The sequence below is a fragment of the Pseudohaliea sp. genome (genome assembly GCF_040217025.1).
In the GTDB taxonomy this organism is placed as follows: domain Bacteria; phylum Pseudomonadota; class Gammaproteobacteria; order Pseudomonadales; family Halieaceae; genus Pseudohaliea.
The window spans coordinates 618,128-639,971 of the sequence record NZ_JAVJOA010000010.1; the positions used below are offsets into that span (position 1 = coordinate 618,128).

A 21,844-nucleotide genomic window follows, 5' to 3' on the forward strand; every position below is an offset into this window, starting at 1 on the left:
TCAGCCGGCGCCGAGGCGCTCGAGGGCGTCGCGCAGCGCGCCCGGCATGGCAACGGCGCGATTCGTCGCCCGCTCGACGAAGACGTGTACGAAATGGCCGTGCGCGCAGGCCGCGTCCTCGCCGGCGCGGAAGATCGCCACGCCGTAGCGGACGGAGCTGTTGCCCAGGCGGTCGACGCGGATGCCGACCTCGATGGCCTCCGGGTAGGTCACGGGCGCGAGGTACTCGCAGCCGGAACTGACCACGAAGCCGACGACGTCGCCGCCGGCGATGTCGAGGCCGCCTTCCTCGATCAGGTAGCGGTTCACGGCGCTGTCGAACCAGGCGTAGTACACGACGTTGTTGACGTGCCCGTAGATGTCGTTGTCCGCCCAGCGCGTGCTCAACGGGTAGAACACCCGGTAGTCACCGCGCCGGGGCTGCTCCCGGTCGCTCACGCCGCGGCCCCGTGGGCGGCGCGGTAGATCGCCAGGGCGTCTTCCCGCGCCACCTCCCGCGGGTTGTTCACCAGCAGGCGCTGCTGCAGCATCGCGTCGTCGGCGAGCATGGGCAGGTCCGCGGCCGGCACGCCGGCTTCCGCCAGGGTCGCCGGCAGGCCCACCGCCTCGATCAGCGCGCGCAGGGCGGCCACCAGCGCCTCCGTGGCCTCCGCCGCGGCACCTTCCACCGGGCCGCCGAGGACCAGCGGCGCCAGCTCCGCGTACAGGGGAGCGGCCGCGGCCGCGTTGAACTCGAGCACGCTCGGCAGCACCAGGGAATTACTGAGTCCGTGCGGGATGTGGTAGTGGCCGCCGAGGGGATAGGCCAGCGCGTGCACCGCCGCCACCGGGGCGTTGGCGAAGGCCTGGCCGGCCTGAAAGGCACCGAGGAGCATCGCCGAGCGGGCCTCGAGGTTGGCGCCGTCCTGCACCGCCGTGCGCAGGTTCCCGGCGAGCAGCGCAAGCGCACTGCGGGCCAGGTTGTCGGACACCGGGTTCTTCCTGTGCCGGGAGGTATAGGCCTCGATGGCGTGCACCATTGCGTCGATGCCGGTCATGGCAGTCACCCGCGGCGGCAGGCCGAGGGTGAGCTCCGGGTCGAGGACCGCGATATCCGGCAGCAGCACCGGCGACGACACGCCGGCCTTGGTGGTCTCGCCGGTGGTGATCACGGCCACCGGCGTCGCCTCGGACCCCGTACCGGCGGTCGTGGGGACGAGCACCAGCGGCAGGCGGCCGCCGCGGACCTGGTCCACGCCGTAGAGCCTCGCCAGCGGCTGTTCGCCGGCGAGGAGCGCGGCGACGACCTTCGCCGTGTCCATGGAGCTGCCGCCGCCGACGGCGACCACTCCGTCGACAGCGGCGGCCCTGCCCTGCTCGACGCAGGCGAGCACCACGGACTCCGGCGGGTCTTCGCGGACCTCCGCAAAGCGCGTGACCGTGAGGCCGTCGGCACCGAGCGCCGCCTCGACGGGAGCAACGAGACCGATCTCGACCAGGCCCGGGTCCGTCACCAGCAACGGGCGGGCAATGCCCAGGCTGCGGCAGTGGGCCGCCAGCTCCCGGGCCGCGCCGGGCGCGAACACCAGCCGCGGCACCGTGTTGAAGGTGAACGCGTCCACGGTCAGTCGCCCAGGGTAAGGATGACCTTGCCGCGCGCCCGGCGCTCCATCATGCAGGCGTAGGCCTCCCGGAAGTCCGCGAGGGGGAAGACGTCGGTCACGGCGGCCTTGAGCTCGCCGCGGGCAAACAGGGCCCAGACCTCCTCGGTATTCTGCCGGGCGAGCTCGGGCTCCTCGCCGAGGAAGCGGCCCCAGAACACGCCGACGATGGCACAGCCCTTGAGCAGGGTAAGGTTGAGCGGGATCGACGGGATCGGGCCGCTGGCGAAGCCGATGACGAGATAGCGGCCGTTCCAGGCCATGCCCCGGAGCGCGGGCTCGCTGTAGTCGCCACCGACCGGGTCGTAGACCACGTCGACGCCGCGGCCGCCGGTCAGTTCCTTGACCGCTGCCTTCAGGTCCGTGTCGCTGTAGTTGATGGTCTCGTCGGCGCCGAGCTCCCGGCAGAAGGCGAGCTTTTCATCGGAACTCGCGGCGGCGATGACCGTTGCCCCCATCTGCTTGCCGAGCTCGACGGCCGTGCTGCCGACGCCGCCGGCGGCGCCGAGCACGAGCAGGGTCTCGCCCTTCTTCAGCTGCGCCCGCTGCTTGAGCGCGTGGTAGGACGTCAGGTAGGTCATGGCGACCCCGGCGGCCTGGTTGAAGTCGAGGCCCTCGGGCACCGGGAACACGGCGTTCTCGTTCGCCGCCACCTTTGCGCAGAAGGCACCGTGGCCGGTCATGGACAGCACCCGGTCCCCCACTTTGAAGCGCGAGACCTTGTCGCCCACCGCGAGCACCTCACCGGCGCATTCGCCGCCGGGGACGAAGGGCAGGTCGGGCTGAAACTGGTACTTGCCCTGGATGATCAGCACGTCGGGGAAATTGAGGCCGGCGGCCTTCACACCGATGAGCACGTCGTGCTCGCCCACTTCCGGCTCGGGCCAGTCCTTCACCAGGTCGAGTTTTTCCGGGAGGCCGTGCTCCCGGCATACCAGTGCCTGCATTGTCTTCTCCTGCCGGGTTGTCATGCCGCGGCGGGTGGGGCGCCGCGGCGTATTGAAACGCTTGCTTAGCAGCTGCCTAGAGTACCTCGAAGAGGCCCGCGGCTCCCATGCCGCCGCCCACGCACATGGTGATGACCACGTACTTGACGCCGCGGCGGCGCCCCTCGATCAGCGCGTGGCCGACCATGCGCGAGCCGCTCATGCCATAGGGATGGCCGATGGCGATAGCGCCCCCGTCCACGTTCAGCTTGTCGTTGTCGATACCGAGCTGGTCGCGGCAGTAGAGCACCTGCACGGCAAAGGCCTCGTTCAGCTCCCAGAGGCCGATGTCGTCCACCGAGAGGCCGTGCTGCTTGAGCAGCTTCGGCACGGCGAAGACCGGGCCGATGCCCATCTCGTCGGGCTCGCAGCCGGCCACCGCGATGCCGCGATACAGGCCGAGGGGCTCCAGCCCCTGCTGCTCGGCGAGCTTCGCCTCCATGAGCACCTGCGCCGACGCGCCGTCGGACAGCTGCGAGGCGTTGCCGGCGGTAATCGTGCCGCCCTCGATTACTGTCTTCAGGCCGGCCAGGCCCTCGGCGGTGGTCGCGCGGATGCCCTCGTCGGCGCTCACCGTGACTTCCGCCTCGGACTGTTCACCGGTTTCCTTGTCCCAGGTGATGCGCCGGCAGGTCACGGGCACGAGCTCGTCGGCGTAGCGGCCGGCCTCGTAGGCGGCGGCGGTGCGCTGCTGCGACTGCAGGCCGTACTCGTCCATCGCTTCGCGGCTGATGCCGTAGCGCTTAGCCACCACCTCGGCGGTCTGCAGCATGGGCATGTGGATGTCCGGGTGCATGGCCATCAGTTCCTCGTCGACCATGCGGTGCACGTTCATGTGCTCGTTCTGAACCAGGGAAATGGATTCGAGGCCGCCGCCGACCACGCAGTCCATGCCGTCGTGCTGGATCTGCTTGGCCGCCGTGGCCACCGCCATCAGGCCCGAGGAGCACTGCCGGTCCAGCGTCATGCCCGGCACCGTGACCGGCAGGCCGGCGCGCAGGGCGATCTGCCGGGCGATGTTCTGGCCGGTGGCGCCCTGCTGAAGGGCGGCACCCATGATGACATCGTCCACCGTCGCCGGGTCGACCCCAGCGCGGCGCACCGCCTCGGTGACTGCCGCGGCGCCGAGCGTGGCGCCGGCGAGGTTGTTGAAGCCGCCCCGGTAGGCCTTGCCGATGGGGGTGCGGGCGGTGCTGACAATGACCGCGTCTCTCATGTTGTTCTCCCTGCGGGTTTCGCCCGCCTCAATCCAGTTTGATGCCGAGACCCTCGGCGGCCTTGGTGAGCATCTTCGCGGTCTGCTCGAAGCCCGCATTCAGGGCGCGCTCGCCGGCGGTCGCCGTGATCTCGTCCCAGTGTGCGGCAATGCCCTCCGGGGTCTGCTCTTCCGGCGGCAGCCAGCGCCCATCGGTCTCGACGATCTTGGCCACGGCGTAGCTGCCGGCGCCGGCGGCGAGAATCGTCCGCGTCGGCCCATCCTCGCTGACGAGGTAGAGCACCGCCGGGGTTACCGTTTCCGGCGTCAGCAGCTCGAAGGCCTTCTCGGGGATCAGCCCCTCGGTCATGCGCGTGCCCGCTGTCGGCGCCAGCGCGTTGATGCGGATGTTGTACTTGGCCCCTTCCTGCGCCAGCGTGTTCATCATGCCGATCACGCCCATCTTCGCCGAGCCGTAGTTGGTCTGGCCGAAGTTGCCGTAGAGGCCCGAGGAGGACGTGGTCACGACGATGCGGCCGTACTCCTGATCCTTCATGAGGTCCCAGCAGGCCTTCGTGCAGTACACGGAGCCCAGCAGGTGCACGTCGAGCACCATGCGGAAGTCCTCCATGCTGCCCTTGCCGAAGCTCTTGTCGCGCAGGATCCCGGCGTTGTTGACCAGGATGTCGACGCGGCCCCAGGCATCCATCGCCTGCTGCACCATGACCTGGACCTCGTCGAACTTCGCGACGTTGGCGCCGTTGGCGATGGCCTCGCCGCCCGCCGCCTCGATCTCCGCGACCACCGCCTTCGCTGCCTCGCTGGAGCCGCCGGTGCCGTCCTTGGCGCCGCCCAGGTCGTTGACCACGACCTTCGCGCCGCGCGCTGCCAGGGCCAGGGCGTGGCTGCGCCCGAGACCGTGACCGGCACCGGTCACGATGGCTACCTTGCCGTCATAGCGAATCGTCATTGCATCTGCTCCTTGTCTCGTCGTTGGCGCTGCGCTAGCCGCACACCACCATGGAAAGCCATTCGGCGACCAGCGCCGGCGTGTCCTCGCCCTCGATCTCGACACTGACCGCCTGCTTGATCAGGAAGCGGTTGTCGTCCTTCTGCGTGACATCCGTGATCTCCGTGTGCACGCGCACGCGCTTGCCCGCGCGCACCGGCGCCAGGAAGCGGACCTTGTCGAAGCCGTAGTTGATGCCCATGACCATGCCCTCGGGGTAGACGCCCTGCCCCTCGCACAGCTTCACCAGCATGGACAGGGTGAGGAAACCGTGGGCGATGGTGCCGCCGAAGGGAGTCTGTGCCGCCTTCTCCTCGTCGATGTGGATGAACTGGTGATCCTCGGTGCAGTCGGCGAAGGCGTTGATCCGCGCCTGGTCGAGGGTCACCCACTCCCCGGGCGGAAACTTCGTGCCCACCTGGGCCAGCATCTGGTCTTTCGGTACTAGGTTTACAACCATGGCATCGCTCCTCGAGTCATGCTTCCGGGACGGCGGCGGGTCAGCCGTCGCGGAAGGTGGCGTTGACGTCGTCCTGCGTGACGTATTTCTTCAATTCGTGCCGGCCGACCACCATGCGGTGCACCGCATCCGGTCCGTCGGCGAGGCGCAGCGTGCGCTGCCCCATGTACATGGTCGCCAGCGGCGTGTCCTGGGAGACACCGAGGCCGCCGAACATCTGGATGGCCTCGTCGATGACCTTCAGGGTCACGTTGGGCACGGCGGTCTTGATCATGGAGATCCAGATCCGCGCCTCCTTCGGGTCGCGGTGATCCATCATCCACGCCGCTTTCAGGGTGAGCAGGCGCGCCTGCTCGATGTCCATGCGCGCGTTGGCGATGACGTCCACGTTGCCGCCGAGGCGCGCCAGCGGCTTGCCGAAGGCGACCCGGCTGGTGGCGCGCTCGCACATGAGCTGCAGTGCCTTCTCGGCGGCGCCCAGGGCGCGCATGCAGTGGTGGATGCGTCCCGGGCCGAGGCGGCCCTGGGAGATCTCGAAGCCCCGGCCGGGGCCGAGGATGATGTTGTCCTTCGGCACCCGCACCTTGTCGAGGCGCAGGTGCATGTGGCCGTGGGGCGCGTCGTCCATGGAGAAGACGTGCATGGGCCGGAGAATCTCCACCCCCGGGGTATCCAGCGGTACCAGGATCTGCGACTGCTGCTGGTGCCTCGGCGCGTCGGGGTCGGTCTTGACCATGACGATCATGATCTTGCAGCGCGGGTCACCGGCGCCCGAGATCCAGTGCTTCTCGCCGTTGATGACCCACTCGTCGCCATCGAGCTCGGCGCGGGTACAGATGTTGGTGGCATCGGAGGACGCGACGCCCGGCTCGGTCATGGCGTAGGCGGAGCGGATCTCGCCGGCCATGAGCGGCTCCAGCCACTGTTTCTGCTGCGCCTCGCTGCCGTACTTGGCGAGCACTTCCATGTTGCCGGTGTCGGGCGCGGCGCAGTTGAACACTTCTGACGCGATATGGGACTTGCCCATCTCCTCGGCGAGGTAGGCGTACTCCACGGTGCTGAGGCCGGAGCTGTGCTCTCCCTCCGTGAGGAAGAAGTTCCACAGGCCCTGCTCCCGGGCTTTCGCCTTCAGGCCCTCCATGATCTCCGTCTGCCGCGCGGTGAACTGCCAGCGGTCGCCGTTGCCGATCTCGGCGAGATACTCGCCCTCGAGGGGGGCAATCTCCTCCGCGATGAAGGCCTTGACCTGCTCGAGCAGGGGGGCCAGCCGTTCCGTGATCCCAAGGTCCATGGTGGTCTCCTTTTGTCGTGGCCCACCGCTGGCGGGCCGGTCGTTCGTATCCGCGCTCAGAAGCCGCTCAGTGCGGCATAGCGGTCCAGGTGGTAATGGCTGTCACCGAACAGGTGCTGCAGCACACGGGCGCGCTTGATGAAAAAGCCGATCTCGTGCTCGTCGGTCATGCCGATACCGCCGTGCATCTGGATCCCCTCGTTCGTCGCCAGCTCCGCCACCTGGCAGAGCTTGGCCTTCGCGGCGCTGGCGCAGAGGCGGAGGTCCTCGCCGGCATCGACGGCGCGCAGCCCGTCGAGGACGACGGAGCGGGCGAGCTCGAGCTCGGCGAAGAGCAAGGCGGCCCGGTGCTGCAGTCCCTGGAAGCTGCCGATGACACGGCCGAACTGCTTGCGCTCCTGCAGGTAGGCGACGGTCCGCTCGAAGGCCTCGGTGGCAAGGCCGAGCAGCGCCGCGGAGAGGCCGATGTTGATGATATCCAGCGCCCGCTCCAGGCCGTCCCAGGCCTCTCCTGCCGTTCCCAGGCAGTGGCTTTCGGGCACGCGCACGTCGCGCAGCAGCAGCGTTCCCGTGTTGCGCGAGTCCACGAAGCTGCGCCGCTCCACGCGAACCCCCTCGCCGCCGGCTTCGACGATAAATGCGGAAAGCCCGTGGTGGTCGCTGTGATGGCCGTCGAGGCGCGCGATCACGATGAAGGCGTCGGCCACATGGGCATCGAGCACGAGGCACTTGCTGCCGTCCAGCACGTAGTGGTCGTCCACCCGCGTGGCCTTCATGGCGGTCTCCAGCGGCGCGTGGTGCCGGCGCTCCTGCAGGGCCAGGGTCACGATGCGCTCACCGGCGGCGATCGCGGGCAGCCATTCTTCCTTCTGCGCCCGGGTCGCCAGCTGGGCCAGGACCGTGGCGCCCACCAGCACCGTCGACTCGAGGGGTGAGGCGGAGAGGTGGCGGCCGGCCTGCTCCAGCACGACGCCGAGGCCCGTGTAGCCGCAGCCGAGGCCGCCGTAGGCCTCGTCGATGGCGATGCCGGCCCAGCCCATGTCCGCCATTTCCCGCCAGGTGGCCCGGTCGAAGCCGGTCCCGTCCTCGCGATCACGCAGGGCGCGCAGGTGGGCTACCGTCGCCCGGTCGCCGAGGAAGCCCGCGGCGGCATCCCGGAGCATGAGCTGTTCTTCGTTCAGTACGAGGGTCATGGGCGCTCCTCCTGCTCAGGCGTCGGGGAGGCCGAGCACGCGCTTGGCCACGATGTTCAGCTGCACCTCGCTGGTGCCGCCCTCGATGGAGTTGCCCTTGGAGCGCAGCCAGGCACGGGCGGTCTGGCCGCCGTGGTAGGGCTCGCCGTCCCAGCCCAGCGCCGGCTCGCCGCCGACGGCGAGGTTGAGCTCGTTGCGGCGCTTGTTCAGCTCGGTGCCGTAGTACTTGAAGATTGACGAGGCCGCGCCGAGCCCCTGCCCTGCCTTCACTTCATCGCCGACCCGGGCCATGGTGCGCGCAAAGCAGCGCGCATCGAGCTGGTACTGGGCGATCGCCTGGCGCAGGCTGCTGCTCGCGAGGCGCCCTTCGCCGTCGGCGCCGATGAAGTCCATGGCCTGCTCACCCAGGGGCCGCCCGGTGGCGGTGCCGAAGCCGGAGATCATCTCGCGCTCGTGGGTGAGCAGGTACTTGGCGATGGTCCAGCCCTTGCCGGCCTCGCCCACGAGGTTGCGCTTCTCGGCGCGGGCATCGTCGAAGAACGTCTCGCAGAAGGGCGACGCGCCGCTGATCAGGCGAATCGGCCGCGTGGTCACGCCGGGCTGGTCCATGTCGAAGAGCACGAAGCTGATACCGTCGTGCTTCGGCCCGCTGTTGTCCGTGCGCACGAGGCAGAAGATCCAGTCGGCCTTGTCCGCGTAGGAAGTCCACACCTTCTGCCCGTTGATGAGGTAGTGGTCGCCCTTGTCCTCGGCGCGTGTCTGCAGGCTGGCGAGGTCCGAGCCGGCGTTGGGCTCAGAGTAGCCCTGGCACCAGCGGATCTCGCCGCGGCAGATCGGCGGCAGGTGCTCCCGCTTCTGCTCCTCGCTGCCGAATTCGAGCAGCGCCGGGCCGAGCATGGAGATGCCGAAGCTGTCCAGCGGCCGGCGCGCGCTGATCCGCGCCATCTCCTCCTTCAGGATCCGCAACTCGTCGCCGGCAAGGCCACCGCCGCCGTAGGCCTTCGGCCAGTGCGGCACGGTCCAGCCCCGCTCGGCCATGCGATCGCACCAGAGCTTCTGCTCCGGGTGCGCGATCTCCGGGTTGCGCCCGCCCATGTAGTAGTCCTCGAAGCTGCGCACCGGCTCGCGCATGCTCTCGGGGCAGTTGGCCTCCAGCCACTCGCGGGTTTCCTGGCGGAACGCGTTGAGGTCGGTCATGCGGTCAGCTCCACTGGCAGTCGGACAGTCCCGGGGGCCACCAAGGATGCAGCACGCACGCGGCGCGCTCAAGCATTTTTTGAACTTTAGGTATGTTTTTGATCCTGCTGGTATTCCGATCCCTGCCCGGGTCGCACCGGACTGGCCGCTGGGCTATGATCGCCGCTCTGCAAGCATCCCTGCCGGAAGCCATGGACACACCGACCAAGCCCGACCGCGCCGGCCTCGAAAAGTGGCTGCGCGACTGCCACGTCGCCTTCGAACACTGCGGCGAATGCGAGGCCCTGCACATCGTCGCCCTCCAGAACCTCGACGGGGTCGTCGACAGCCGCCTGTTCCTGGAGCACTACGGCCTCCTGTTCACAACGGAGCTGGAAATCCGCCCCATGGCGGTGCTGGCCCTGACCGCCGACCTCGGCCGCCTCAGCCTCGACTACCCGACGCTCAAGTTGTTCCTCGATATTGTCGACGACGCCACACCGCAGCTGGTGATCGCCGGCGTGCTGCCCACGGGCGCGGGGCTGACGAGCGCGCAGTGCGCGAACTTCCTGTCGCTGACCATGGAGGGCACGCGCCAGCTCGCCGCCGAGTGCCTGGAGCTCGACTACCTGTTCCCGGAAAGCAACAAGGCCCGCAGCGGCCCCAGCCGCGCCCTGCACTAGCGAGCCATAGCCCGTAGCAGGCTACTGCTCGTATGAAATAGCTACCCACTGGTAGCCTTGTCTCACCGTGTGCTAGTGTCCTGTCGCAGAACATAACGAGAACAGGACAGGGGCACCGCTTGCCTATGCACAGTTTCTCCGTCGGCCGCTTCGCGGTTCACCACGTCGAGGAGTGGCAGGGCCCCTTCGCCGCGCCCTCGGAACTCTTCGCCGGCTTCGACCCCGAGCGCTTTGCCGCCTTCAGGGACGAGCTCCCGGCGGCCACGTACCTGCGCGACGAAGACCGCCTCTACGCCTTCCTGCAGTCCTGGGTCCTCGAGGCCGACGACATCACGCTGCTGGTGGATACGGGCGCCGGCAACGGCAAGTCGCGGCCGGGCATCCCGGTCTTCGGCGACCTCGACACCCCCTACCTGGACAACCTGGCCCGCGCGGGCTTTGCCCCGAAAGACATCGACGTGGTGGTGAACACCCACCTGCACATCGACCACGTGGGCTGGAACACGCGCCGCGCTGCGGGTTCCTGGGCCCCCACCTTCCCGCGGGCCCGGTACCTGTTTTCCGCCATCGACCGCGAGTACTGGGATCCGGTGGGCCACGGTCCCCGTCCCGGAGCGGCCGGGCAGGCGGTGAACACCAATGTCTTCGAGGACAGCGTGCAGCCGGTGCTGGACAGCGGGCACGGGGAGCTGGTGGCGGATGGCTTCCGCATAGCGCCGGGGCTGACCCTGCGCCTGTACCCGGGGCACACACCGGGGCACCTGGTCCTGGACGTTGAGGACGGCGGCGAGCGTGCGCTGTTCGTCGGCGACATCCTGCACCACCCGGCGCAGGTGTTCTGCCCGGCGTGGAACTCGGTCTACTGCGAGGACCCGGAAGCGGCCCGCGCGTCGCGCCGACGCGTCCTCGAGGAGGCCGCCGCAAGCGGAGCGCGGCTGGTTCCCGCCCATTTCGGCGACTGTCACTACGCCTGGGTCGACCGGGATGGCGACGGCTACCGCCCGCGGTATGAGGCACCCTGCCAGGAGGAGCAACCAGCATGACCGAAGCCCTGAGCACCGCCGGGCTGCGCGACAGCAGCCAGAGCACCCCGGTGACCTTCGACGCCACCGATCCGGCCCTGCTCGCCGACCCCTACCCGTTCTTCGCCGACCTTCGGGAGCGGGAGCCCGTGGCCTTTACCGAGCACGGCTTCTGGGTGGTCACACGCCACGAGGACGTGCGCAGCGTGATCATCGACAAGCGCAATTTCGGCCAGGGGGACTTTGTAAAAAACATCCAGCTCTTCTACGGACCGGACTTCGACGTCCTGGCGCAGCCGGGGTATCGCTGGCTGTCCGAGGTGTTTGTGTACCAGGATCCACCCCAGCATACGCGCATCCGCGGCCTCGTGACCCAGGCGCTGACGGCACGCAGGGTACGCGCCATGCGTCCTGATGTCGAAGCTATCACCCATCGGCTGCTCGACCGGGTTATCGCGGACGGGCGCATGGAATTCATCCATGACTTTGCCTACCAGCTGCCCACGCTGGTGATGTGCGACATGCTCGGCATCCGCGAGGAGGAGATGGCCCCGGGCCTACTCGAGCGACTCAACCAGGCCATCGCTGACTCGTTCCTGGTCTTCGAGATGCGAGCGCTACCGGAGGCGGAACTCACACTGGCCAATGAGCAGATCCTGTTCCTGGAATCGTTTTTCGGCGATGTGCTGGCCGAACGACGAAGCAAGCCCGGTGACGACCTGGCCACCGGCCTCTTGAATGCCCGCGAGGGCGACAGCCAGCTCACGGAGCGCGAGATCATCACCGTCGCCATCGGCCTTTTCGGCGCCGGCTTCGAGACCACGGCCCACATGCTCGGCAATGGCCTGCTGGCCTTCAGTCGCAACCCCGCGGAGTGGAAAAAACTGGTGGAAAACCCGGATCTCGCTCCATCGGCCGTGGAAGAAGTACTCCGCCACGAAAGCTCGCTGGTGGCCACCTACCGAACCGCCTTCCACGACACCCCGCTGGGGGACAAGCTGGTGCGAGGCGGTGAGCGCGTCTTCGCGCTGCTGGCGGCGGGCAACAGGGACCCCGAGGTCTTTCCTGACCCGAACCGCTTCGATATCGAGCGCCAGGGCGAGCACCACCTCACCTTCGGCGGCGGAATCCACTACTGCGTCGGCGCACAGCTGGCACGGCTGGAGGGCGACGTCGCCTTCCGTGCCCTGGCGGAACGCATGCCGTCGCTAGCGGCAGATGCCGGGCGGCCTCAGTGGCGCCCGGGGTTCATGTTCCGAGGCCTAGAGCACCTGCCCGTGACCTGGTGACGTCCGGCCGCTAGCGGATCTCGATCCGCCGCTGAACCGCGGGCCTCTCTTTCACCCTGGGGGCCCGCAGCGTCAACACGCCGTCCTCGAAGCGCGCGCTGATGTCGGCCTCGTGAACGTCGCCTTCAAGGCGCCCGCAGGGCGAACCATCGGTCCCTTGACGCAGATCAACGGGCCCGGCCGACCGTCCCGGAGCACTGCGCTATGCTGCGGCGAGACCCGCTGCGGGAAGGATGACCACCATGACTGACGGCCTGCGCCAGCGCGCGCCCGCCCCCGCCGCCGAGCCCCTGCCGGCGGATGCCCTCTACCGGTCCTGCCCCCCGGAATCCCTTGCCTTTGCCAGTACCGCGGAGCTCGAACCCCTGCCCTTCGAGCTCGGCCAGGAACGGGCCGTCGAGGCCCTCGACTTCGGCCTGGCGGTGGGCGGCCCGGGCTTCAATATCTTTCTCGCCGGCAGCACCGGCAGCGGCCGCCGGGAGCTGCTGCGCGGTCTCCTCGAGCGCACCCGGGCCACCCGGGCGGAGCCGCCGGAGGACTGGTGCTACGTCAACAATTTCGACGACCCCGGCAAGCCCATTGCCCTGCGCCTGCCGCCGGGCCGGGGCCGGCAGCTGCGCAGCGCCATGGCCAGGGCCATGGAGGAACTGCTGACCATCCTCCCGGCGACCTTCCAGGGCGATGAGTACCAGGCCCGCCTGCAGGAGCTCGGGGAGTTCTTCCAGGAGCGTGAGTCCGACGCTTTCCAAGCCCTTGCGGAGAAAGCGTCCGCCCGGGGCGTGGCCATGCTGAAGACGCCCTCCGGCTACACCCTTGCGCCGATGAAAGACGGCGAGGTCCTCGCCCCGGCGGCCTTCGAGAAGCTGCCGGAGGCGGAGCGCAAGGCCACCCTCGAGGCCATCGAGGGCCTGAAGGAGGAGCTCAAGGGCGTGGTCCGCCAGCTGCCCGGCTGGAAGAAGGAGAGCCTCGACCGCTTCCGGGAACTGAACAGCGATTTCTGCCGCCAGGCGGTGACGCCGGTGTTCGAGCGGCTGCGCGGGGAGTACGGGGACCTCCCCGCCGTGGTCGACTGGCTGGCCGCGGTGCAGGCGGCCGTCATGGAGGAGGTGGAGTCCTTCACCCAGCTGCGCCAGGACTCGGCGATACCGGACAACGTTCACGAGCGGGTGAAGGAATTCCCGCAGTACAGCGTCAACGTGCTCATCGACCACGGCGACAGCGACGGCCCGCCGATCGTGCACGAGGACAACCCGACCTTCGGCAACCTCCTCGGGCGCGCCGAGCAGCTCGCGCAGATGGGCACGCTGCTCACGGACTTCACCCTGGTCAGGGCCGGGGCGCTGCACCGGGCCAACGGCGGTTATCTCGTCCTCGAGGCGGAGAAGGTCCTCACCAGCCCCTTCGCCTGGACCGCGCTCAAGCGCACGCTGCGGGCGCGGGAGATCCGAATCCAATCGCTCGACCAGGTGTTCAGCTTCGCCAGCACGGTACAGCTGGAACCGGAGCCGATACCGCTGGACCTCAAGGTCGTGCTCCTCGGCGACTACCTCACCGGCTACCTCCTGCAGGAATACGACCCGGAGTTCGCCACCCTGTTCAAGGTCACCGCCGACATGGCGCCGGACGTGTCCCGCACGGAAGACAGCACGCGCCTGTTCGCCCAGCTCCTGGCCACGCTGCAGCGGCGCGACGGGCTGCTGCCCATCGAGCGCGGTGGGGTCGCGCGCTGCGTAGAACTGGCCTCGCGCCTCGCCGGCGACGGCAGCCGCCTCGACCTGCACCAGGGCCGCCTCGGCAACCTCCTTGCGGAAGCGGACTTCCTGGCGCGCCGCGACGGGGCCGAAGAGGTGCGCGCGGAGCACGTCAGCGCGGCCCGGGAGGCCGCCGACCGTCGCCGCGGGCAGTGGCAGGAGCGGGCCCGGGAACAGATCCTCCGCGAGCGCACCCTGGTCGCGACCGAGGGCGACGCCGTGGGCCAGGTCAACGGCCTCGCGGTCCACGCCTTCGGCGAGTACCGCTTCGGCCTGCCGACCCGGATCACCGCCACCGCCCGCCTGGGCAGCGGCAAGGTGCTCGATATCGAGCGGGAGGTGGACCTGGGCGGCAAGATCCACTCGAAGGCGGTACTCATCATCAGCGCGCTGCTCGCCAACCGCTGGGCGCGGGAGCGGCCGCTGCCGCTCGCGGCCACGCTGGTCTTCGAGCAGTCCTACGGCGGCATCGAGGGCGACTCCGCCTCGGTGGCCGAGCTCGCCGCCCTGGTCTCGGCCATTGCCGGCGTGGCCCTGCGCCAGGACCTCGCGGTGACCGGCTCCCTGAACCAGCACGGCGCCGTGCAGCCCATCGGCGGTGTCAACGATAAGGTGGAGGGCTTCTTCGACCTCTGCGCCGCCCGTGGGCTGACGGGCACCCAGGGCGTGGTGATTCCCGCGGCGAACCGGGACCAGCTGATGCTGGCCGAGCGGGTGCGCGAGGCGGTGGCGGATGGCCGCTTCCACCTCTACGCGGTTGCCACCGCCGACGAAGCCCTCGCGCTGCTCACGGGGGTTGCCATCGAGGCCCTGGACAACGCCATGGACGAGCGCATCGACGCCCTCCTGGCGCAGGCGCAGCGCTACGCCCGGGCGGGCCGCGGTGAGAACAAGGATGGCTGACCCGCGCCCCCTGCTGGTCCCGATCGACGATTTTGGCCTCGACGCCGAGGCGCTGGCGTTCCTGGTCGAGACCGCGGCCCAGCTCGGCCGCCCGCTCCAGGTGCTGTTGCTGGAGAGCCCGCGGCTCTACGGTATCGCCGACCTGCCCTTCACGCGCGAGATCACCCTGTTCGGAGCAGGGGAACGGGACCTCGAGCGGAAACTCCTGCGTCGTCACGGTGGCCGGGCCCGCAGCGAGGCCAGGGAGCGGCTCGCCGAGCTCGCGGCCCTGCGCCGGGTCGCCCTGGAGTTCGAGGTTCGCGAGGGCGAGCGTCTCGGCTGCGTGCTGCGCCACGAACCGGGGGTCGACAGCTGGCTGCCGCGGCGCCCCGCGGCGGCCGCTGCCCGGGGCGTGCGGCCACCCGCGCTCGGCATCGTCCTCGCCGGCGTGGCGGGCGACAGCGCGGCGGTGGCCGCCGCGAATGCGCTCGCCGCGCGGGGCGGCCGCCGGGACCTCTACGTACACAGCAACCAGCCCTGGCCGCCGCCGGCCCTGGGCGGCCTCGCGACGCCGGGGCTGCAGCTGCACCGGCTGCCGACCACGGCGCTGGATCCGCCGGCGCTCCTGCGGCTGCTGCGGCGACTGCGCAACGAACTGCTCATCATGCCGCGGGAACTGCTGCTCACGCTGGACCCGCTGGCCCTGGAGCAGGCGATGGACCGGGCGGCGGGGCAGCTGCTGCTCGTCGACGGGGGCGAGGCGGCCGCAAAGGCACCGTGATTCGCGACGCCGGATACCCTAGACTCGGGTGTGTCTGACGTAACCACCGGAGGTGCCTGTGCGTTCCCTTTTCCTGGCCCTGGCGCTGCTTGCAGCCCAGGCCGCGGCCGCAGAATCGCTGCTGCTGACAGCGGCACACTTGCTCGACATCCGCGACGGCTCGCTCATCGAGGACGCGGCCGTCCTCGTGGAGGACGGCCGCATCGCAGCGGTCGGGACCCGCGACGCCGTCGACGCGCCGGCGGGCGCGCGGCGCCTCGACCTGCCCGGCGCCACGCTCCTGCCGGGGCTCATCGACATGCACGTGCACCTGACCAGCAGCCCGGATTACCACGGCTACCGCCGCCTGGCGCTGTCGGACGAGCGCATGGCCATCCAGGGGGTCGTGCACGCCGAGCGAACGCTCTATGCCGGCTTCACCACGGTGCGCAACGTCGGCGCGAAGTCCTACGGCGACGTCGCCCTGCGCGACGCCATCAATGCGGGCGAGGTTCCCGGCCCCCGGCTGTTCGTTTCCGGACCGCCGGTCGGCATCACCGGCGGACACTGCAGCGACAACAACCTGCTGCCCGCCGAGTACGGTCTCGAGGGCGGGGGCGTGGCCGACGGCCCCTGGGCCGCCCGGGCCGCGGTGCGGCGCAACATCAAGTACGGCGTCGACCTGATCAAGACCTGCTCCACCGGCGGCGTGCTGTCCAAGGGCACCAAGGTAGGTGCCCCCCAGTACAGCGTCGAGGAGCTCACGGCGCTGGTGGACGAGGCCCACAGCCGCGGCCTCCGCGTCGCCTCCCATGCGCACGGCGCCGAGGGCATCCGCAACGCACTGGAAGCGGGGGTCGACACGATCGAGCACGGCAGCTTCATCGACGATGCGGGCATCCGCCTGGCGAAGAAGCAGGGTGCCTGGCTGGGCATGGACATCTACGTCACCGAGTTCATCCTCGGTGAGGGCGAGGAGAAAGGCATCCTCCCCGAGAGCCTGGAGAAGGAGCGCATGACCGGCGAGACGCAGCGCGCCAACTTCCGCAAGGCCGTGGACGCCGGAGTGAAGATGATCTACAGCACCGATGCCGGGGTGTACCCGCACGGCCACAACGCGCGCCAGCTCTCACGCATGGTCGAGCTCGGCATGACCCCGCTGCAGGCGCTGCAGGCGGCGACGCTGAACAGCGCCGAGGCGCTGGACCGGGGCGACAGCATCGGCGCCCTGGAGCCCGGCTACCTCGCTGACGTGATCGCGGTACAGGGCAATCCGCTGGAGGACATCAGTCTCCTCGAGTCCGTGCACTTCGTGATGCGCGACGGCGTCGTCTACAAGCACTCCCGCGTCAAGGACTGAAACGGCACCGTTGGCAATGCGCGGCGGTGGTGGCAGACTTGACCGGGCCTAACAATAAAGGGAATGACCCCATGACCCAGGTTCTCAGCTTTGCCGGCGCCCTCGCCGTCTTCGCGGTCTTCGTCTACAGCGGTATCGCCTGACAGACCGCCGCGCGCACTGCTTTCACCTGCATCCTGCTGCCGGGGCGCGGATGAAAGCGTAGGGGCTGTTCAGGACCGGTCCCAGCGCAGGCTGGAGCTGCCCGCGCGCACGCCGCCGGCGGCGAAGCGGCGCTCTTCCAGCGCAACGGCGCCCTCCCCCACGAGAACCACGGTACTCGCCCGGGTCCCGTAGCGCTCGCCGACGATGAAGGGCGCCGCGAGCGCGGCGATTTCCTCCTCGGTCATACCGGCGATGATGCGTTGCTCCGGCTCGGGCGGCAGAGAGCGGTCGGCGAGCGGCGCGAACAAGGCGTCGGCGAGCCCGGCATCAGGGGTCGTGGCGAGGGTTTCCGCCAGGGCCTCGCGGCTGCGCGACACCTTGAAGCGCGCCTCGTCCAGCTCGCCATTAGCCAGCGCATGAACCCCGGGGCCGAGCTCCCGGGGCGGATGGCGGTTGGAGGTGTAGACCAGCGCCTCGCCGTCCCAGAGCACCAGGTTGAAGCCGCGGTAGGCGTCGCCCTCGATCTGCTCCGCATAAGCCAGCGCGCCCTCGCCGCCCGCCAGGAACCCCGGCACGAGGTCGCCGCGGGAGCGGAACGTGCCCGGGGACGGCACCTCGCTGACATTGGTCACCGCGGCGAACCGGCCCCCGGCGCCCACGCCCAGCCAGGTCCCGCCGGCCTCGAGATCCCGGCCCGCGACCACGCCCGCGGCCCCGGGCCAGCGGTGCGCCGCGGCGCTCGGCCGGGCATGGAACTCGTCCCGGTTGGCTGCGACGACCAGCGGCAGGCCCGGACGGGCGCCCAGGGCGAGGAGGACGAGGCACACGGCCGCCGGACCCGGACTAGGTGCCGAGCACCCGGCGCCAGAGCGCCGCGTGGGCCTCGTCGAAGAGCCAGATGCTCACCGAGAGGTCGGCGTAGGCGGGGTCGGCACAGCAGTCGCGGGCAATCGCTGCCGCCTCGGCGTGCGGGTAGCCGTAGACGCCGCAGGAAATCGCCGGGAAGGCGACACTCCGGCAGTCGTGTTCCCGGGCAAGGCGCAGGGAAGCGTGCCAGGCGGCGGCAAGCCTGCCCGCCGGATCCGGGTCGCTGTGGTAGACCGGGCCGACCGTATGGATCACGAAGCGCGCGGGCAGATCGCCGGCGGTCGTGATGCGTGCCTCGCCCACCGGGCAGCGCTCTCCATCGACCGCCGGCAGGGCTTCGCAGGCTTCGAGGAGTGCCGGCCCCGCGGCGCGATGAATGGCACCGTCGACACCACCCCCGCCGAGCAGGGTGGTGTTCGCTGCATTGACGATGGCATCGACCCGGGCCCGGGTGATGTCGCCGACCACGAGATTGAGATGCGCTGCACCTGCCATGGGCGGACCCTAGCAAGCGCCGCGGTGGCTGGCTAGCCGGCGAGCCGCCCCAGCTGGGAGCGGAGCCACTCGCTGTCCGCCCGGTGCAGGCCCGCCCAGGCCGCCTGCCCGGAAAGCCGGGCGATGAACAGCTCGTCGTTCTCGCTCAGGCAGTCCTCGAACTGGTCCATGAGCTCGGATGCCGACAGGTCCGTGGTCAGGAAGCAGATATGATCCCGCAGCGTCCAGCGCGCGCCCAGGGACTGGAGGCGCTGCGCGAGGCGCTGCTGCCGAATGCTGTTCTCGAACAGTTCGTAGGCCACGATGTAGGCCGCCATGGTGCGGTCTCCGCAAAGACTGATGCCGCGAAGCGTAGCCCGACAGCACAGAAGCTGCTGTGAAGCAGTTCAAAGTCTCGACATGTCACCGCCTGAAGGACGCCACAGCTGCCCCCGGGGTACCCCGGACGGGTTACTCGCGCAGCCAGGTACCGGCCGCGTCCGCACGGACCCACAGCCGGGAGACCCAGGCGTGGCCGCCGCCGCTTGCCGGCGCGGTGCAATTGACCTTGTTGCGGCCCGGCCGGAATGCCGGCAGCGTCACCTCGACCCAGGCACCGTCGCGGGCGAGCGTGAGCGGCGTTCCGTCCGCCCCGTAGCAGGCCAGCCCCTGCTCGCGCCACGCTCCGGGTTCCGGGCGGAAACGCCAGCGCTGCGGGGACGCCTCGCCCGGCGGCAGGAAGACCCGCGGGTCCCCCTCGTCGCCCGGTTCCAGCGGCCGGGCCGCCAGCGCCGTGCGCAGACGCGCATCGCCATCGGCACCGTGATAGAGCGGGAAGCGCGGCACCCGGGTGGCACGGCTCCGCGGCCCCACGGCGCCGGACTGCTGCGCGAGGCCCCACAGCCCCTCGGACGCGAGCAGCGCTTCCGTCGCCCGGCTGTACTCGCCGTAGGGGTGGGCGTGCGCGTCGATCACGGCGTCGCCGAGCTCGGCGCGCAGCCGGCCGAGGCTGTCGAGGATCTCGGCGCGCACGCGGGACCGCCAGCCGGCTTCGTCCTCGCCGTTCCGGCGGGCCTCGAGGTGATCGTGGCTGACCGAGTGCCCGCCGAAGGTCGCCAGCCCGCTGTCGGCGAGCTCGCGCAGCTCGTCCCAGTCCAGGTAGCTGCCGAAGCCCTCGTCCACAGGCCCCGTCGCCACGAATACGGTGAACGGCAGCCCGCGCTCGGCGAGGAGGGGAAAGGCGTTGACCAGGATCGAGCGGTAGGCGTCATCGAAGGTCAGGGCCACCGCCCGCGGCGGCAGCTCCCCGGCCCGGGCACCCGCGAGCAGCTCCGCCAGCGGCAGGACTCGGTAGCCCCCGTCCACCAGGGCGTCGAGGTGGGCCGCGAAGCGCGCCGGCGCCACGCGGGTGCTCCCAGGGCCCTCCGCCGCGATGCGGTGGTACAGCAGGATCACGCCGTGCCCGGCAGCAGCGCCGCTAGCGACGGTTTCGTCGGTGCCGGCTGTGGCCGGGCCGGCAGCGAGGCACAGCAGGCAGCAGACAAGCAGGCCGCAGCACAGCGGGTAGTGGCAAAGCGGGGCGCGGAAAGCGGCGAGCCGGCGCGCCATCAGCCGCTGGCAACGTCGTCGAGGAGCTCGCGGTTCTGCTGCATCATGGCCTGCAGCTCGTCGAGGTAGACCTCGCCGCGTTCCGAGTAACCCAGCAGGCCCGGCAGCAGCGCCGGCCCGTTGAGGGGGCGGTCGCCGCTTCGCAGCGCGGCCCGCCTTTCCCGGAAGACGCGGTAGCGCTCGTGGGTGTTCAGGTTGTTCATGTAGCGACGGATAGCCTCGTCGACGCTGTCGAAAGCGGCAACCTCGTGCTGTTCACCGGCCGGCCGCTGCCCGGGCACGAGCCCGCAGCCGGGTTCGTAGCACCACTGGCCGAACAGGTTGTTGCCCTCGACGGCAAAGCGGGAGCGGCCCCAGCCGGACTCCTTGGCCGCCTGGGCGAGGGCGAGATCGGGCGGGATCACGTCGATGCGCCGAGCGAGGGTCTCCGCCACGGCGGCCGGGTCGTCGGGCTGCCAGGGCACCTCGTACTCCCGGGCGAGGCGGCGCAGGCGCCGCCGTGCAAGCCAGCCGAGCTGCTCCCCGGCTGCGAGCGTTTCCCGCAGTTCCCGGAGTTCCTCGCGCTGCGCGCGGATGCGATCGTTCTCCGCCACCACGATCGGTTGCAGGAACGCGAAGAAGGTGCGTTTCATCGTCGGCACGTCCTGCACGGCGGCGAGGTCCGGGAGATCCCCGCCGCGGTCGCAGCCCTGCAGGGCCAGGAGACCGGCCAGTGCGAGCGCGCCGGCCACGCGGCGCGAGAGACGATCAGGGCAGCGCATGACGCTCCAGGGCCTCCAGCGTTGCCGGGTCCGGGTAGCCGTCGGCGGGCAGGCCCGCGTCCAGCTGGAAGGTGCGCAGGGCGGCACGGGTGCGGCTGCCGATGATGCCGTCTGCGGTCCCGGCGTCGAGGCCGAGCGCGTTCAGGGCCTGCTGCGCGCCGACGATGTCCGCCTTGCGCAGCGGCTCCGCGAGACCGGGCGGCAGGCGCAGCGGCGGCGCGCCGGCGAGCCGGTCCGCCAGCAGCCCCACGGCCAGCGCGTAGGACTGGGAGGCGTTCCAGCGCATGACCACGCGGAAATTGTCGTAGACGAGGAACGCCGGCCCGCGGTGCCCGGCGGGCAGCAGCAGGGCGGCCTCGAGGTCCAGCGCAGGCAGCGGCGTACCGTCGGCACGGGCCACCCCGGCGGCAGCCCAGGCGCTCAGGCTCTGTGCCTTGCCGAGGCCCGCCTGCTCGTAGGCGAAGCCCGCCGGCAGCGCGACCTGCCGCCCCCAGCGCGTGCCCGGCTCCCAGCCGAGGCTGCGCAGGAAGTTCGCCCCGGAGGCCAGCGCATCGTGCTCGCTCTGCCACAGGTCGATGCGCCCGTCGCCGTCACCGTCCACGGCGTAGCGCAGGTAGGAGGACGGCATGAACTGCGTATGCCCCACGGCACCGGCCCAGGAACCCACGAGCTGCTCCACGGGCAGCTGCTCGCGCTCCACGAGCTGCAGCGCGTTGACGAACTCGCCGGCGAAGAACTCGGAGCGGCGCTCGTCGCAGGCCAGGGTCGCGAGCGAATCGAGGGTCGGGACCTTGCCGAGGTAGCCGCCGTAGTTCGTCTCCAGGCCCCAGAACGCGACCAGGTAGCGCGGCGGTACGCCGTAGCGCTCGAACAGCGATTCCAGGAAGTCGCCGTGGCGCTCGAGCAGCGCGCGGCCCTTATCCACGCGCGACGCCGTGACCCGGGCCTCGAGATAGGCCGGGAAAGTCTGCACGAACTCCGGCTGGCTGCGATCGAGCGCGATCACCCGCTCCAGGGGCGACAGCGAGGGCAGGACGCGGGCGATGAGATCGCCGTCGACACCGGCGGCCGCCGCGCGCTCGCCGAGGCCCGCGACACAGTCGCGGAAGGCGGTCGCGGTGGCCGGCACCGCGGGCAACAGCGTCGCGGCGAGGAGCAGCAGCAGGGAAAGGGGGCGGGCCATGGATACCTCGGGAATGCCTGGGGATGGCATCATAGCGAAACGGTCGGTGGCGGCGCCATTAGTGGGTGCGGGGGCACGTGCAAGGTCCCGGCCGCCGCGTCCCCTGACAC

At 70.2% G+C, this 21,844-nt stretch carries 21 protein-coding genes; 6 read left to right on the forward strand and 15 right to left on the reverse strand.

Features of this window, described 5'->3' with window-relative positions; all coding sequences use genetic code 11:
• From RKE50_RS14175 to RKE50_RS14215, 9 genes are all read right to left on the reverse strand, one after another.
• On the reverse strand, nt 1-438 hold the full coding sequence (locus tag RKE50_RS14175) for an acyl-CoA thioesterase (RefSeq protein ID WP_350037378.1): 438 nt from the start codon (nt 436-438) through the stop codon (nt 1-3).
• The gene (locus tag RKE50_RS14180; protein WP_350037380.1) at nt 435-1,601 is read right to left on the reverse strand and encodes an iron-containing alcohol dehydrogenase; all 1,167 of its coding nucleotides are present in this window, start codon (nt 1,599-1,601) and stop codon (nt 435-437) included. The genes RKE50_RS14175 and RKE50_RS14180 overlap by 4 nt, the downstream gene beginning before the upstream one ends.
• Nucleotides 1,602-1,603: 2 nt before the next feature.
• Nucleotides 1,604-2,587, reverse strand: a complete 984-nt coding sequence (locus tag RKE50_RS14185; RefSeq protein ID WP_350037381.1) for an NADPH:quinone oxidoreductase family protein — start codon at nt 2,585-2,587, stop codon at nt 1,604-1,606.
• 76 nt (nt 2,588-2,663) lie between these two features.
• A complete protein-coding gene (locus tag RKE50_RS14190; RefSeq protein ID WP_350037383.1) occupies nt 2,664-3,842 on the reverse strand; it encodes an acetyl-CoA C-acyltransferase in 1,179 nt (392 codons plus the stop codon).
• 28 nt (nt 3,843-3,870) lie between these two features.
• The gene (locus RKE50_RS14195; protein ID WP_350037385.1) at nt 3,871-4,791 is read right to left on the reverse strand and encodes an SDR family NAD(P)-dependent oxidoreductase; all 921 of its coding nucleotides are present in this window, start codon (nt 4,789-4,791) and stop codon (nt 3,871-3,873) included.
• A 34-nt stretch (nt 4,792-4,825) separates the two neighbouring features.
• Nucleotides 4,826-5,290, reverse strand: a complete 465-nt coding sequence (locus tag RKE50_RS14200) for a MaoC family dehydratase (RefSeq protein ID WP_502937891.1) — start codon at nt 5,288-5,290, stop codon at nt 4,826-4,828.
• Between the two features lie 40 nt (nt 5,291-5,330).
• Entirely contained in the window at nt 5,331-6,581 is a 1,251-nt protein-coding gene (locus RKE50_RS14205; RefSeq protein WP_350037387.1) for an acyl-CoA dehydrogenase family protein, read from the reverse strand.
• Nucleotides 6,582-6,637: 56 nt separating this feature from the next.
• On the reverse strand, nt 6,638-7,774 hold the full coding sequence (locus RKE50_RS14210) for an acyl-CoA dehydrogenase family protein (protein WP_350037389.1): 1,137 nt from the start codon (nt 7,772-7,774) through the stop codon (nt 6,638-6,640).
• A 15-nt stretch (nt 7,775-7,789) separates the two neighbouring features.
• Nucleotides 7,790-8,971, reverse strand: a complete 1,182-nt coding sequence (locus RKE50_RS14215; protein WP_350037391.1) for an acyl-CoA dehydrogenase family protein — start codon at nt 8,969-8,971, stop codon at nt 7,790-7,792.
• A 191-nt stretch (nt 8,972-9,162) separates the two neighbouring features.
• On the opposite strand from RKE50_RS14215, the gene RKE50_RS14220 reads away from it, so the two are divergent.
• From RKE50_RS14220 to RKE50_RS14245, 6 genes are all read left to right on the forward strand, one after another.
• Nucleotides 9,163-9,633: a YbjN domain-containing protein gene (locus RKE50_RS14220; RefSeq protein WP_350037393.1), complete on the forward strand. Its 471-nt coding sequence runs from the start codon at nt 9,163-9,165 to the stop codon at nt 9,631-9,633.
• Nucleotides 9,634-9,758: 125 nt separating this feature from the next.
• Nucleotides 9,759-10,676, forward strand: coding sequence for an MBL fold metallo-hydrolase (locus tag RKE50_RS14225; protein ID WP_350037880.1), 918 nt, complete (start codon nt 9,759-9,761; stop codon nt 10,674-10,676).
• Nucleotides 10,673-11,944 (forward strand): cytochrome P450, encoded by a 1,272-nt coding sequence (locus tag RKE50_RS14230; RefSeq protein WP_350037395.1) that lies wholly within the window; start codon nt 10,673-10,675, stop codon nt 11,942-11,944. The genes RKE50_RS14225 and RKE50_RS14230 overlap by 4 nt, the downstream gene beginning before the upstream one ends.
• Before the next feature lie 242 nt (nt 11,945-12,186).
• Entirely contained in the window at nt 12,187-14,598 is a 2,412-nt protein-coding gene (locus RKE50_RS14235) for a Lon protease family protein (protein WP_350037397.1), read from the forward strand.
• Nucleotides 14,591-15,358: a hypothetical protein gene (locus RKE50_RS14240; RefSeq protein ID WP_350037399.1), complete on the forward strand. Its 768-nt coding sequence runs from the start codon at nt 14,591-14,593 to the stop codon at nt 15,356-15,358. Before RKE50_RS14235 ends, RKE50_RS14240 begins: the two co-directional genes overlap by 8 nt.
• A 58-nt stretch (nt 15,359-15,416) precedes the next feature.
• Nucleotides 15,417-16,697 carry a Xaa-Pro dipeptidase gene (locus tag RKE50_RS14245; RefSeq protein ID WP_350037401.1) on the forward strand — a complete coding sequence of 427 codons (1,281 nt, stop codon included), beginning with the start codon at nt 15,417-15,419 and terminating at the stop codon, nt 16,695-16,697.
• A gap of 212 nt (nt 16,698-16,909) precedes the next feature.
• Here the strand turns inward: RKE50_RS14245 and RKE50_RS14250 are convergent, their stop codons facing one another.
• The 6 genes from RKE50_RS14250 to RKE50_RS14275 all read right to left on the reverse strand — a co-directional run bounded on the left by RKE50_RS14250 (nt 16,910) and on the right by RKE50_RS14275 (nt 21,734).
• A complete protein-coding gene (locus tag RKE50_RS14250) occupies nt 16,910-17,668 on the reverse strand; it encodes an NRDE family protein (protein WP_350037403.1) in 759 nt (252 codons plus the stop codon).
• A gap of 16 nt (nt 17,669-17,684) precedes the next feature.
• Nucleotides 17,685-18,203 (reverse strand): O-acetyl-ADP-ribose deacetylase, encoded by a 519-nt coding sequence (locus RKE50_RS14255; RefSeq protein WP_350037405.1) that lies wholly within the window; start codon nt 18,201-18,203, stop codon nt 17,685-17,687.
• A 32-nt stretch (nt 18,204-18,235) separates the two neighbouring features.
• The gene (locus RKE50_RS14260; RefSeq protein WP_350037407.1) at nt 18,236-18,520 is read right to left on the reverse strand and encodes a hypothetical protein; all 285 of its coding nucleotides are present in this window, start codon (nt 18,518-18,520) and stop codon (nt 18,236-18,238) included.
• Nucleotides 18,521-18,653: 133 nt separating this feature from the next.
• Nucleotides 18,654-19,790: a polysaccharide deacetylase family protein gene (locus RKE50_RS14265; RefSeq protein WP_350037409.1), complete on the reverse strand. Its 1,137-nt coding sequence runs from the start codon at nt 19,788-19,790 to the stop codon at nt 18,654-18,656.
• Nucleotides 19,790-20,551, reverse strand: coding sequence for a glucosaminidase domain-containing protein (locus RKE50_RS14270; RefSeq protein WP_350037411.1), 762 nt, complete (start codon nt 20,549-20,551; stop codon nt 19,790-19,792). Before RKE50_RS14270 ends, RKE50_RS14265 begins: the two co-directional genes overlap by 1 nt.
• Nucleotides 20,538-21,734, reverse strand: a complete 1,197-nt coding sequence (locus RKE50_RS14275) for a lytic murein transglycosylase (RefSeq protein WP_350037412.1) — start codon at nt 21,732-21,734, stop codon at nt 20,538-20,540. The genes RKE50_RS14270 and RKE50_RS14275 overlap by 14 nt, the downstream gene beginning before the upstream one ends.
• Between the last annotated feature and the right edge of the window lie 110 nt (nt 21,735-21,844).